We start from the raw sequence: 13,467 nt of genomic DNA, 5'->3' as shown, positions 1-13,467 counted from the left end.
ATTATTGGTTCAACTTATATAATTATTTCTGGACATCCATTACCAGTACATTGACTGAATGGGCAGGGAGCTGCAAAACTAGAGAATCCTCTTGCAGATGAATCACTTGTTCTTGTGGAACAATTTTCTCATCGTTCTTCTGATTCACGTTGGGAACATGCAGCAATTCTTCATCTCCGCTAAGTGTTATCATTCTCGCAACAGAGTTAATGTTCAGATCCTGAAGGTGAATTTGAGTTGCTTTGTCCCCCCCATCTGCGTTCACCAGCTTCACATACACATGTTGTGCATCTCTCGTAACCGAATGGAATATGTCCCGGTTGTACGCTTCCAGCTTGTAATCCAGAGTTCTGCTGGTTGTATGACCATCGGTATACGAGCAGATCAGACTCTTCCCTGTATCGCCACCATAGTTGACGGTAATCGTGTAATTCGTATCGTTCTCCAACGGTTCATAGTTGGCTGCTCGGAGATTGCCCGCCGCTGAACTGGAAGAATAGTCGCCAAGGGTGTAGCCTTCTACACCTTGTTTATATACCTTGATTCCCGTTGCATTGCCGCCATATCCAATCGCGTATTCGATGACATCCTTTTTCTCAGGTGAAATATCCGTCAAACCCACACCGATGGTGAAGCCCTCCTCACCCGATATTCGCTGCGTCTCGACTTCCACTTTGTAATTGGTCCATTCATCGTTCAAAAGGTATATCCCGTTTAGACCGCTTGCCTGTGCTTTCAACATCAGACCTGTTCCGGCCACCAACGTATATCCTGCTGATCCGGGAATCCAATTCCACGCCTTATTTAATGCTGTCTGTTCTCTGAAATCTTCCGCAAACAGCACGCTGCCATCCTGGTTCGATGTGACTGTAATCCGCTTCACTACAATGTCGGCATTGCCTGTCGCAATCTTGATCCCACCACGCGGAATGAGTTCCATTGGTTGACCCTTGCTATACGTTGAAAATGAAGTCCTCAGCACCTGCTCACCCACATACTTGGCAAAAAGCTGCTGTACATAGTAATTCGGTGTGTACCATACCGTCTCATCATCAAACCAGATGCAGTCCGGCGTCCAACGATAGGTACCGTCCGTCAACACTTTATTGAACAGTGGCGCATAGGCAGCCAAGCGAACGACGTCTGCATTATTTTCAAATCCGGTCATGACCGCAGCTTCGGCGATTGCACCTGCCAGTGTATTTTTGTCCGTGGACGCATATTCTCCCACAAATACCTTGGACGTCTCTTTCCAATCGATACTGCCATCTTTGTGATACGCCCGCTCATAATAGTTGTACCGATCCACGTTGTTTAGCAAATAGTCATTGGAACGATAGTAATGCTCATCCGCAATGGTATCCATATAGTTGTCCTGGTTCTCATACCAGGTGACCGTCTCCTCGATCACCTCTTTGCCGTCTGCAAAAGCCACTTGAGCTGATCCGGTCAGATTGCCACTCAGGAATTTCCATCCCTGCTGGTACGCATCATCATCCGCTTGGGCGCCGACTGTGGATATGATGTGCAGCTCATGATCAGGATAGTTACGTTTCATATAGTCATCAATCGACGTCTTGAATACTTCAAAGTTGGCGAAAAATTCGGTTCCCCAGTTCTCATTACCTACGCCGAGATAACGCAGATCAAACGGCTCAGGATGTCCCATGCTGCTCCGCATGGCCGCCCATTCGTTATGTTCAATATCCGTGCTGAGCGCGAAATCGATCAGGTCTGTAAAGTTACGGATATAGTAATCCCTCAAAGCCCCACCCGCCGGGTGTGCGTAATCCGAACGTGCCTGACACAGAACACCACAGGCCATGACCGGAACCGGAGCAGCATTCAAGTCTTCTGCCAGTTGGAAATACTCCATATAGCCCAGACCCATCGTCATCATGTAACCCCAGACGTTATAGTTCTCTTTGCGAAGCTCAACCGCTCCCACCGAATCCTTCCAGTCATACACATTGTCCCAAATAAACGAGCCTTCCGAAATACATCCCCCCGGAAAACGCAGAAACTTCGGATGCAGATCAACAAGCGCCTGAACCAGATCTTTTCGGAGTCGATAGTTTGGATTGCCTGTGTAGTTGGCATGTGCTGACGCGGATACTCCCTGCTCTTCCGGATTGGCTCCCCACACGTCCTGTGGAATCAGCGACACCATATCAATGGAAATGTCCCCTTCAAAGGTGAGTGCCAACTGCCCCAGCGCAGTCTCCGTTCCCGTCAGGGTCACATTCGAATTGGTGATTCGGGGGGAACCGGGGTGAGTCAACACATGACTGCCAATCGCATGAGCGCTGAACTCGGCATTGGCCGCGAGGACGCGGGTATCGGAATAGGCGATTCCGTATTTCTTCCACGTGTTACCTCCTTCAACTTGCAGCGTAACCGAATCACTGATTGCAGCACCGTTTCCATCTTGCAACTGAATCGTAATCGTCCCTGCGGCTACTGCCTTGGCCCAGACGGTAAAATCATATGCCTCACCCTTCTTGATGGACATGGCACAATGTTGATTGGAATCCGAGAACCCGCGATTTCGAATCGTCGCACCATCCTGAACCGTTACATAATAAGCATTCACTTCCAGATCTTCCACGTTAAGATGAGTGTTTAGTCCATCGGTATGCTGTACAATCATTTTCTCGGTATCCCCGGACCAGGCAAACAATGGATCACGATTCCGGCCTGTCGAACAACCACATTCGCCAGAGTCATGCGAATACGTATCGAATGCAAAGGATTCAAACGAGCGGTTCTGAACAAGCTCCGCATAGATCCCCCCGTCTGCCGCATTGTTAATGTCCTCGTAGAACAGGCCGTACATTACTTCACTGATATCCGCCACCTTTTGATCCCCGTGAATCGTGACGGTATAAGGCGGGATATGCTCTGGCACAACAGAGACATCAAAACTTTTGTTTAACGTAATTCCACCCTTGGTCAAACGTGCAGTCAAACGAATCTCCTGTGCCGAGCTTAGGGATTGAACTTCTCCATTCGCTGACAGCACTTCAGGCTGACTTGAATTCCATTGAACGTTTACCTTGCCCCCCAGCAAATCTACAGGCAATGACACATCTTTGGTAATAATTCGGGCTGGAGCAGACAAGTATTTATCTCCGGCAAGCTTCACAGTCTCTTCATCCGTCAAGGACTCGCACATCACCTCAATCACTTCATCCATGGACAGAGCCGCCTGGTACATCCGAAAATCGGATAGTGATCCCGCAAAATCCACATCTGCCGCGTACTGAGAACGTCCAATATAATTACGGGAATAATTCTCAGGGTCCACGAACGAATCAAACCACCTGCGCAGCTTGGCATAATTGCCACTGGACGTCTGACTGATGGAGCCATCCGCGACTTTCTCACCATTCACATATACAACCGGACCCGCACTGCTGCGTGTGCCGCCCTGACTGCCTGCCACCGATAAAGCAATATGCATCCATTCCCCGCTGGCAAATCCGCGTCCCGGGTCTACAACCAGATCATCGCCTGCATATAACGTGCCTCGCATCTGACGAGTCAGAAATAAATAGGGGCCCTTTTCTCCTTTGCCAAAGTCAAAAATCCGCTCCCACACATTCGAACCTTTGCCCAAATGGACCCATGCTGCAACAGTCACTCCGGTGTTATCGCTTACATTTTGCAACAATCCCGAAGGCAGCTCCAAATAGGATGTTCCGTTTGCTCCTCCGGTAAAAGTCACCGCCCATCTGCCATTCACTTCGGAAATCGTGGGTAGTTTTTCTCCTAAGGCTGCTCCATTGTGTCCGTTCCCTGAGCTATCCTTGCCGATCTCGGCTGCATCCTCAAACTTATAGTGTGCGATGAGTTGATTGCGAAACGTTGTCATGTTCATTCCTCCTATGTAGCGTAAATTATCGTAGATGTGCTTGCTTTAATTCGTATAAATATAAATTGATTAATAAATATATAAACACCTGAGCTAATCGTATAGTATCTTATTCCGAGTATAGATTTCAATCCCAAAATGACAAAAAATCCGTTGCAGTATAGGATTTCATACAAATAAATCGCTCTTATGCCTACCACTCTTTCAAAATGTAAAGTACTCTAACCCTGATATTTATGGTTTACAAATATATAAATTGATTGATAATATAACAAATGAAAGCGCTTGATAAATTATGGTAACGAACAGGAGGGGTGTCCGACCAAATAACGTTGGCGGCAATGAACAGGGCTTATTTTTCATTTCATGTATTGGGAAAGGGGAAACGTATGAAACGTTATTGGGTAAGCGTACTTCACATTTCTTTACTGAGCACTGCATTACTTACGGCAACAGCTTTGGCACCCGTCTCCGTATTGGCGGATAGTTCGGGGGCAGCCAGTTTCAACCCGCAAGTTTCCACATCCATTGAGAATGCAGCTCCAGCATTCAGAAATGTTTCCGTTCATGATCCTTCCGTTATTAAGGCAGGTGATACCTTTTATATTTTCGGTTCACACCTTCAGGTAGCCAAATCCAAGGATTTGATGAACTGGGATTCACTCGCCTCCGGGGTTACAGATGACAATCCTGTTGTGCCCAATGTAACCAAAGAATTCGCTGAAGCCCTGAAGTGGGCGCAGACCGATACGTTATGGGCAGCAGACGTAATTCAGTTGGCGGATGGCAAATTTTATATGTACTACAATGCGTGCAAAGGAGACTCCCCCCGCTCTGCGCTGGGCGTTGCTGTCGCAGACAACATCGAAGGGCCTTATAAGGACAAGGGCATTCTTCTCAAATCCGGCATGTGGGATGAGATTAGTGAAGATGGCACCATATACGATGCAACCATCCATCCAAATGTGGTCGATCCTGATGTATTTTTCGATAAAAACGGCAAGCTGTGGATGGTATACGGTTCCTATTCCGGGGGGATTTTCATTCTGGAGATGGACGAAACGACGGGAAAACCACTGCCTAACCAGGGTTATGGCAAAAAGCTGACCGGAGGCAATCACAGCCGAATTGAAGCACCATACATGCTATACAGTCCCGAAACGGACTATTATTATCTGTATCTGTCTTATGGCGGACTCGGTGCTGACGGGGGATATAACATTCGCGTAGCTCGTTCCAAAACACCTGACGGTCCATTCCTCGATGCCGAAGGGAACGATATGATCAACGTCAAAGCGGACAAGGACAAACCCTTGTTTGATGACCGCTCGATCGAGCCTTTTGGCGTCAAATTGTTGGGAAACTTCCTCTTTCAAAGACAGATTGGGGATCCGGGTACAGGTCAAGGGACTGGCTATGTATCACCAGGACATAACTCTGCTTATGTTGATGCTGAGACCGGAAAACAATTTCTGATCTTCCATACCCGCTTTCCGGGGCGCGGCGAAGAGCATGAAGTCCGCGTGCATGAGATGCATATGAACGCGGAAGGATGGCCTGTCGTTTCTCCCTATCGCTATGCGGCCTTGGAAGAGGATACTGCCCAACTGACAAACCAAGATATTGAGGGTCAGTATAACTGGATCAATCACGGTAAGGAGATTACGGCGGAGATCAAATCATCACAGACCGTTCAGTTCACAGCAGATGGACACATTAGTGGTCCAGTGACAGGAACATGGCGTCTTGAAGCAGACAATCAGGTCCAAATTACATCGAATAATGCTGTATATAAAGGCGTCTTCACCCATGAATGGGAGCCGGATTCCCAGAAGACGGTTCTTACTTTTAGCGCGCTCTCCTCTTCTGGCGTAGCCATCTGGGGAAGTCAGATGGCTGCAATCAAGGATCAGGACGTTGTTAATGCGGTGAAAAAGGATCTGAGCATCGGCGACACGAGTAGTGTATTCTTCAACCTCTCCCTCCCGACGAAGGGAGCACGCGATGCAGAGATTACGTGGAAATCATCCAATGCCTCTGCCCTTTCCGCTACCGGGGTAGTGAATCGACCGCGCGCTGGTAAGGGAGATGCTAAAGTGGCATTAACGGCAACGATTCGCAAAGGAAGCGCGGTAAGCTCCAAAACGTTTAACGTTACCATTCCACAGCAAGCGGTTAGTCCTTTGCTTGGAGAATATACGTTTGAACAAAAGAAACTTGCAAAAATCGCACAGGATTTCAGCAAAAATGAATACCACGGTCAAGCCTTTAATGTGACGAGTTCTGCGGTTAATAGCAAAAATCAGGCTGCCGCTTTCAATGGAACAGACAGCTACATTCAGCTGCCCGGAATCATGACCGATACGAAGGATTTCACCTTCAGTGCTTGGGTCAACTGGAGTGGCGGGGGAGCCTGGCAGCGAATTTTCGACTTTGGAAATGGCCTGAACAGACATATGTTCCTTACTCCCGCCCAGCATACTGGAGCTCTGCAATTCACCATTCATGATCAGGGACGGGATCAGAGCCTAATTGCTGCTGAACCGCTGCCCTCCAATCAATGGGTGCATGTCGCTGTTACCCTTCAGGGAGATACCGGCACTCTGTATGTGAACGGAAAATCCGTAGCAAGCAGCACGGAAATGACCTTTAACCCGAAGGATCTGCAAGTGACGGAAGCTTATTTGGGTAAAAGCCGTTACACAGCCGATCCCTTCTATAAAGGCAATATGGATAACGTAAAAATATATGATAAAGCGTTAACCTCCGCGGAAATACAACGTCAGGCCAAAGAAAAACCTTAATTCATTCAAACCCTTACCCATGAAGTTGAATTTCCATAAGGTAATCGCCAATGTAACAGTCGAAAACACAGACTGTTACATTGGCGTTTTATTTAATTTCACTTCGAATAATGGATGACCATGCTTAATTTGTTCGCAGAGTCACCCAAATTCGTATAAGCATGAGGCTTGTCCGCTCGAAAACGGATCGACTCGCCTTGTTTTACCGTATAATCCTCCTCCCCAACCCGAATTGTAACTTGCCCTTCAAAAACCGTAATAAATTCCTCTGCCCCTTCTATATGCGGTTCAGCATTCAAAGAAGACTCCTCATCCATCTCCATAACGTACATTTCAAAACGACGCCCCTCTTCGAAAGTAAAATGCGGATATATTCGAATCTTCCCCTCATTCTCCATCAATGCTTGAATATCATTGCCCGTTACGACTGTAGTGTCCGACTTTGGCTCGTGGATCAAGGCGGTAAAGGATATTTTCAGGCCGTTCGCAATCTTCCATACGGTAGCAATGGTTGGGTTCGATTCCCCCCGTTCAATTTGACCCAGCATGGTCTTGCTGATTCCAGACATCTCGGCAACCTTGTCCAGACTAAGCTTTCTTTGTTCCCTGAGCTGCTTCAAATTCTGTGCCAGAACAACATTAATGTTTTTCAAAATAAAGTCACCTCTGTTTTTAAAAGAATATATTGTGCTCTATAACGTACATATTGTACAATTATAAAGATCGTGCGTTATGACGTACGTTTCAAGTCAATATAACATACATCGAGAATCAGATGTGGAGGACTTATGAATATTATACCGTTACTGACGTACGCAATCGTGGCTTCATTCACACCGGGTCCCAACAACATCATTGCCATGACTCATGCAAAAAACGAGGGATTCAAAAAAATCCTTCCGTTTATCTCCGGCGTGGCAATTGGCTGCCTGGTTATTATGTTTCTGTCCAGTTATTTCAACCTTGTTCTGCATCAATACATCCCAAGGATTAAACCTGCCCTGAACGTGTTGGGATGTATGTACATGATCTATCTGGCGATCAAAATCATGCGAAATAAACCAGGGAATGCTAAAGATCCCAAGGTTAATCGTTTTTCATTTCTCTTTGGCTTTACCCTGCAATTCATCAATCCCAAAGTCATTTTGTATGGTCTTACGGCTATCTCCGTATTTGTCATGCCTCTCGGGCAGTCACATGTTCATATTATCCTTTTTTCGTTGCTTCTCACCATCATAGGTGTTGCTGCTAATATGACGTGGGGTTTATGTGGCATGTTATTCCAAAGTTTTTTATTGAAATATGAACGTCCTTTTCATATAGTGATGGGTGTTTTGCTCATTTTCAGCGCCCTATCGATCCTATTGTAAAAAAACAAAAAAGCGTCCTCTCATCCGATGAGGGAACGCTTTTTCGATCTGCCTCAATTTGATCTCCACCACGGTTGGCTTGGGTAATTCCCCGAATGCAGCACAACCTTCTCGCCAATTTTGGGTGTTGCAATGTTGACATTCAATGCTTGTGCAGCCTTGGTGATCCGTTCAACTGGCTCGTTCCAAGCATGATAGGCCAACGTAAAAGCAGCCCAATGAATCGGGATGAGCAAGCCTCCCTTTACATCCATGTGCGCCTGTACCGTTTCTTCCGGCATCATATGAATGTTGGACCAACGCTCGTCATATTGCCCGCATTCCATCAGGGTCAGGTCAAAAGGCCCGTATTTTTGACCGATTTCCTTGAAATGAGGACCATATCCGCTATCGCCGCTAAAGAAAACCTTCGTTTCCTGTCCAGCAATGACCCACGAACACCATAATGTAGAATTGCGATCCAACAATCCTCTGCCCGAGAAATGCCGTGCAGGCGTACAGGCAAATGTCAAACCCTTGAAGGATAGCTCATCCCACCAGTTATGTTCAGTAATCTGTTCCGAGGGCACACCCAGTTGAATCAGTCGTCGACGAACGCCAAGCGGAACGATAAACCGCTGTGTTTTATTCTTCAATCTGCGGATGGATGAATAGTCCAGATGATCATAATGGTCATGCGATATAATGATTGCATCCAAAGTTGGAAAATCCTCGGGTTGAATCGGCAGGTTCGTGCTGTATCGTTTCGTACCCGCCCAGGATACAGGAGATGGACGATTGCCCAGCATTGGATCAAAAAGCAGCCTGTGTCCTTCGATCTCAAGCAAAAAAGCCGAATGACCGAACCATGTCACCTGCGGATGATCGGATACATTTAACGATTCCGCCGGTTCATATTTCACCATGGGAATGCTGCCCGCAGGTCTTCGCTCTATACTTCTCCGCATGGAATCCCTCAACATGCTTACTAGGGAGCTGAAGCTCATACCTGCGGATGTTGGAATCTGATTTTCGTATTTTGTCATTATTCATACCTTCTGTTCTCTATAATCCGTATTTCAAGCCACAATTCAATTTAGAATAAAACAGGAGCAATATTAGCCTTTATATTAAATCATTGTTCGTTTATAATCAATTCGCCTTTGGTTATCTGAATTTGAAATTCAATCGACCCTACTGAATGGAGGACATGTTATCATGATTAAACTTATTCAGGACGTTGTTGAGGACATGAACAAGCAGCTTGAACGCATTGAAACCAGCTTGAACAGGCTGAACGATGAACAGATTTGGAGCAGGCTCCAGCCTGGCATGAACAGTGTGGGGAATTATTGTCTGCATTTGGCGGGCAACGAGTATCAGAACCTGGTGACGGGCATCGGAAACAAACCTCTGATTCGGGAACGCTCTGCTGAGTTTAATGCTAATGGCGGTATGACCGGGGAGGAATTACTGACCAAGCTCCGCCATGTGCGAACGGAGTCCATTTCAATATTATCAAATCTGAACGAGGATGACTTGTTTCGGCAAGTGACCATCCCCTATGAGCTGACAGATTGGAATCGTATGAACCGTAGTGAGGTGGAAGCCCCAGATGCACTTGAACATAAGATTATCCGTTCTCTCTTAATTAAGGTAGCTACCCACTACGGCTACCACACAGGCCAGATCGTACTGTTGTCGAAGATTTTACAGCCCAGCGACGAACATCTCACAGGGTTGTATCATTAACTAACGTTGATTCCTCTCCTGGTTAAACATAATTAAGGTGGAATTAAGACTCTGTTTTCTCTCCAATAACACTGGGCATATATAATAGAGAAAATACAGCAGAGAGTATGTGAGAGATGATGAAAAAATGGCAAAGAAGATTATTTAAAACGTTTATATTCGGAGTAGTGGCAATTCTCCTCCTTTTGGGTACAGGTGTGATTTACCAACAAGTGAGTGCACGACAGGATGCAAAAACATTCATTCCTCCTGGCAAGTTGTACAGCGTACATGGTGACAATATGCATTTATATACGGGCGGACAAGGGGATGTAACCGTTATTCTTGCATCCGGATGGGGTACAGCTGATCCTTATGTGGATTATTATCCGCTCTATGAAGAACTTGCTCCCTATACGAAATTCGCGGTTTACGATCGCTTTGGCTATGGTTATAGCGATATGACCGATAAGAAACGGGATGTCGATACCGTAGCAGATGAATTGCACGAGTTATTACAGGTTTCTGGACAAAAGCCTCCCTACGTGTTGGTCGCCCATTCACTGGGTTCACTCGAAACGCTCCGTTTTGCGCAAAAATATCCGGATGAAGTACAAGGTATGGTCATGATCGATGGTGGCAGTCCGGAATATTATGCCAATGAAACTGAGGATATGGCAAGTGTAATGGGCGGCTTTATGAACCAATTCCGAATTCAAACGGGGCTGTTCCGCTTGTCCTTACAATCAGACGCTGTCGTGGAAGCCTCCAATGCCAATCGAAACGGACTAAAGTATGTGCCTGATGAACTGAAAAAGATCGATACAACGGCCCTGCTGCTTAACTATGGAAATGCCAATACCGTGGATGAGTTGCGTGAAACGACAACTAATGCCAAAATTGTCATTGACAACAAGCAAACCCTGCCGTTCCCACTCACCATATTGACAGCAGACTACTTCGGAGCCAGTGAGCCTCTATGGGATAAAACCCAAGCTGAATTTACGTCCTGGTCGGAACATTCCAAACATGTAACCATTAAGGATACCGAGCATTATATTCATCAATATCACCCGGATCTTGTAGCTAAGGAAATATTGGAACTGGTCCAGAAATAGGTTTTATAATCAAACGCTGGCTCAACCAGCACTACAATTCGTGATCAAACCCTAGTGATTCTGTAATCGCTAGGGTTTTTATGTACAAAAAAAACGATGCTCCCAATAGAAGGGAGAGCATCGTTCAATTCTTCAATTCTTCAATAACTTCAATCAATGCATAGGGCCTTGTTGTCCCTGCTGAGCACCAACCTTAACTCGTTTCAGGAACAGTGAAATGATCAGTCCAATTGCAGCAAGAACCAGTGCGAAAACAAATGCATTTTGTACACCGGATGTAAAACCTGCCAACTGATTCTCTGGGCTCTCCGGGTTCGTTACACCGCTCAAAAAGCGAGTCTGTCCTGCGCTCAGTATACTTACTGCGACCGCTGTACCAATAGCTCCGGATACCTGTTGCAATGTATTCATAATCGCCGTCCCGTGAGGATAAAATGCAGGAGGCAATTGATTCAAACCGTTGGTTTGTGCAGGCATCATGATCATTGAAATTCCGACCATCATGAACACATGCAGTGTAATAATCTTGCTCAGGGTCGTTGTCGGAGTGATTCCCGTGTACATGAAGAGAACGACAGTCACGATAGCCAGTCCGATAATCACGAGCCATTTCGGACCGAACTTGTCAAACAGACGTCCCATAACTGGGGACAAGAATCCATTCAGCAAGCTGCCCGGCAGCAAAACCAAACCAGCAGTCAATGCCGTAACCGCCATACCTTGTTGCAGATACATTGGCAGGATCAGCATGGAAGACAGCATCATCATCATACATAGGAAGATCAGGATCAAACCGATCGTAAACATGGGATATCTGAACGCCCGCAGATCCATCATCGGCTGTTTCATTCTCAATTGACGGATGCTGAACAGCAGCAAAGATAACACGCCAATAACCAGCGTAGCAACAACTACAGGACTGGTCCAGCCACCGCCGCTTTCCCCATGTCCTCCTGCACTACTGAATCCGTACACGATTCCACCAAAACCAAGCGTCGAAAGTACAATGGAAAGAACATCAATTTTGGGCTTGGTCAATTTCGAAATATTCGGTAAGAACAGCAAGCCGCATACCAATGAGATAATGAAGAACGGCAATGAGATCCAGAAAATCCAGTGCCAGCTCAGATTGGCCAGTATCAGACCCGAGATACTCGGACCACTTGCTGGCGCGAACATGATAACCAAACCGATCAGTCCCATGGCAGCGCCACGCTTTTCAATCGGGAAGATAACCAATATGGTGTTGAACATCAGTGGCAGTAACAAAGCTGTACCTACAGCTTGTAATACCCGTGCCACCAACAGAATTTCAAAGCTCGGTGCGATAGCAGCAACAAGCGTTCCTGCAATTGAAAAAATCAGAGAAGTGGTAAACAACTGTCTTGTCGTAAACCATTGTAGCAGCATACCGGAAACCGGCACCAAAATACCCAAAACGAGCAGATAACCTGTCGTTAACCATTGAATCGTAGTAGGTCCAACTTCGAGCAAGCCCATCAGCGGTGTCAATGCCACATTCAGTGCTGTTTCACCGAACAGACCAATAAAGCCGCTGAGCAGCATGGCGAATAAAATCGGAAATACTTTATATTGTTTTGTTTCTTGTTGATCCTGTACAGAACCAGCTTTCATGGAAGCCTCCACAATCCCATCCTCCTCAAACAATCTGACAATTTCTATTTCTCTCTTTACGAAACTTATTGCTTCTCTCTTGCATTCTTCGCCACAAGGGACAAATAATCAGCAGCCGTCAGCAAAGGCTGTTTGTCCTGGTTGGTCAGGCTGATAATCAATGCTCCCTCCATTAAGGAAATGACGAGAAGTCCCATCTCTTGTGCTTTCTCTTCACCTATGCCATCCAAAATCAGATGTTTCGTAATGATTTGCTGCCACCCTGCAAACACATCCTGACAAGCGATCCGCAATTGTTGACTGATGCAGGATGTCTCTACGGCTGCCCAGAAACTAAATGGAAGAAAGCCCGTAAAACCTGCCGCCTCCGTTTCAACCGCTAAGTCATGAATAAATTGCTGAATAGCATCGCCTGTATTATCATGGGCTGCAAATATTTCTTCAAACTTCTGCAGAATGTTTTCATTGGCTTTTTGAATGCACTCGTGAGCGAGCTCTTCCTTGCCATGCGGGAAATAATGATATAACGAGCCTTTTGGCGTACTGCTCTCCTTAATAATCTGATTTAGACCGGTCGCATGATATCCTTGTGAAAAAAACAGTCTGGCTGCTGTGCTGACGATTAGTTCTCTAGCATTAGACTTTTCACTCAATAAAGCCACATCCTTCAATGAATTATAACAATCGGTCTATATAATTAAAACTGTTTCGAAAAACACTGTCAACCCTAATATTTAGGCCGGTTCACATGAAAGCGCTTTGAAGAGGATTGATATTGGAAGCTGCTGAAAATGAGTGAAATTTATGTACAAAAAAAAGCGAGAGCTGCTCCTCGCTTCTTTTCAGTATCATTATATGCATGATAAATCTTACTCGAAAAAATCATCGAACGAACGCACCGGTTTTACATCCATAGACTGCTTGGAGTCAGCCAGACACCAATACACACCCACATA

The 13,467-nt window shown here is 46.0% G+C and carries 9 protein-coding genes; 4 read left to right on the top strand and 5 right to left on the bottom strand.

The window, feature by feature from the left end; genetic code table 11:
• Window positions 1–22: 22 nt before the first annotated feature.
• A complete protein-coding gene (locus tag ACFTRD_RS09995; RefSeq protein ID WP_379379320.1) occupies window positions 23–3,874 on the bottom strand; it encodes an alpha-L-arabinofuranosidase C-terminal domain-containing protein in 3,852 nt (1,283 codons plus the stop codon).
• A 389-nt stretch (window positions 3,875–4,263) separates the two neighbouring features.
• On the opposite strand from ACFTRD_RS09995, the gene abnB reads away from it, so the two are divergent.
• Window positions 4,264–6,678, top strand: a complete 2,415-nt coding sequence (gene abnB / locus ACFTRD_RS09990; protein ID WP_379379317.1) for an arabinan endo-1,5-alpha-L-arabinosidase AbnB — start codon at window positions 4,264–4,266, stop codon at window positions 6,676–6,678.
• A gap of 98 nt (window positions 6,679–6,776) precedes the next feature.
• On the opposite strand, the gene ACFTRD_RS09985 is transcribed toward abnB, so the two are convergent.
• Window positions 6,777–7,331, bottom strand: a complete 555-nt coding sequence (locus ACFTRD_RS09985) for a helix-turn-helix domain-containing protein (protein WP_379379315.1) — start codon at window positions 7,329–7,331, stop codon at window positions 6,777–6,779.
• 135 nt (window positions 7,332–7,466) lie between these two features.
• Here ACFTRD_RS09985 and ACFTRD_RS09980 point away from each other — a divergent pair, with 135 nt between their 5' ends.
• Window positions 7,467–8,048, top strand: a complete 582-nt coding sequence (locus tag ACFTRD_RS09980) for a LysE family transporter (RefSeq protein ID WP_379379313.1) — start codon at window positions 7,467–7,469, stop codon at window positions 8,046–8,048.
• A gap of 53 nt (window positions 8,049–8,101) precedes the next feature.
• Here the strand turns inward: ACFTRD_RS09980 and ACFTRD_RS09975 are convergent, their stop codons facing one another.
• Complete coding sequence (locus ACFTRD_RS09975; protein ID WP_379379311.1) at window positions 8,102–9,073, bottom strand: MBL fold metallo-hydrolase; 972 nt, start codon at window positions 9,071–9,073, stop codon at window positions 8,102–8,104.
• 172 nt (window positions 9,074–9,245) lie between these two features.
• Here ACFTRD_RS09975 and ACFTRD_RS09970 point away from each other — a divergent pair, with 172 nt between their 5' ends.
• The gene (locus ACFTRD_RS09970) at window positions 9,246–9,779 is read left to right on the top strand and encodes a DUF1572 family protein (RefSeq protein ID WP_379379309.1); all 534 of its coding nucleotides are present in this window, start codon (window positions 9,246–9,248) and stop codon (window positions 9,777–9,779) included.
• Between the two features lie 116 nt (window positions 9,780–9,895).
• The gene (locus ACFTRD_RS09965; RefSeq protein ID WP_379379307.1) at window positions 9,896–10,876 is read left to right on the top strand and encodes an alpha/beta fold hydrolase; all 981 of its coding nucleotides are present in this window, start codon (window positions 9,896–9,898) and stop codon (window positions 10,874–10,876) included.
• A gap of 153 nt (window positions 10,877–11,029) precedes the next feature.
• On the opposite strand, the gene ACFTRD_RS09960 is transcribed toward ACFTRD_RS09965, so the two are convergent.
• Window positions 11,030–12,511 carry a DHA2 family efflux MFS transporter permease subunit gene (locus tag ACFTRD_RS09960; RefSeq protein ID WP_379381276.1) on the bottom strand — a complete coding sequence of 494 codons (1,482 nt, stop codon included), beginning with the start codon at window positions 12,509–12,511 and terminating at the stop codon, window positions 11,030–11,032.
• Window positions 12,512–12,576: 65 nt separating this feature from the next.
• On the bottom strand, window positions 12,577–13,164 hold the full coding sequence (locus ACFTRD_RS09955) for a TetR/AcrR family transcriptional regulator (RefSeq protein WP_379379305.1): 588 nt from the start codon (window positions 13,162–13,164) through the stop codon (window positions 12,577–12,579).
• Window positions 13,165–13,467 lie beyond the last annotated feature (303 nt).

The sequence above is a fragment of the Paenibacillus sp. NPDC056933 genome (assembly GCF_042674385.1).
Lineage (GTDB): Bacteria > Bacillota > Bacilli > Paenibacillales > Paenibacillaceae > Paenibacillus.
The sequence above is the reverse complement of the archived record's forward strand: the minus strand, read 5'-3'. Positions and strand labels throughout refer to the sequence as shown.

What these genes read in the sequence shown, in the direction of transcription:
- ACFTRD_RS09995 (WP_379379320.1), bottom strand. Translation starts at nt 3,874, where the DNA reads ATGACAACGTTTCGCAATCAACTCATCGCACACTATAAGTTTGAGGAT.
- abnB (WP_379379317.1), top strand. Translation starts at nt 4,264, where the DNA reads ATGAAACGTTATTGGGTAAGCGTACTTCACATTTCTTTACTGAGCACT.
- ACFTRD_RS09980 (WP_379379313.1), top strand. Translation starts at nt 7,467, where the DNA reads ATGAATATTATACCGTTACTGACGTACGCAATCGTGGCTTCATTCACA.
- ACFTRD_RS09975 (WP_379379311.1), bottom strand. Translation starts at nt 9,073, where the DNA reads ATGACAAAATACGAAAATCAGATTCCAACATCCGCAGGTATGAGCTTC.
- ACFTRD_RS09970 (WP_379379309.1), top strand. Translation starts at nt 9,246, where the DNA reads ATGATTAAACTTATTCAGGACGTTGTTGAGGACATGAACAAGCAGCTT.
- ACFTRD_RS09965 (WP_379379307.1), top strand. Translation starts at nt 9,896, where the DNA reads ATGATGAAAAAATGGCAAAGAAGATTATTTAAAACGTTTATATTCGGA.
- ACFTRD_RS09960 (WP_379381276.1), bottom strand. Translation starts at nt 12,511, where the DNA reads ATGAAAGCTGGTTCTGTACAGGATCAACAAGAAACAAAACAATATAAA.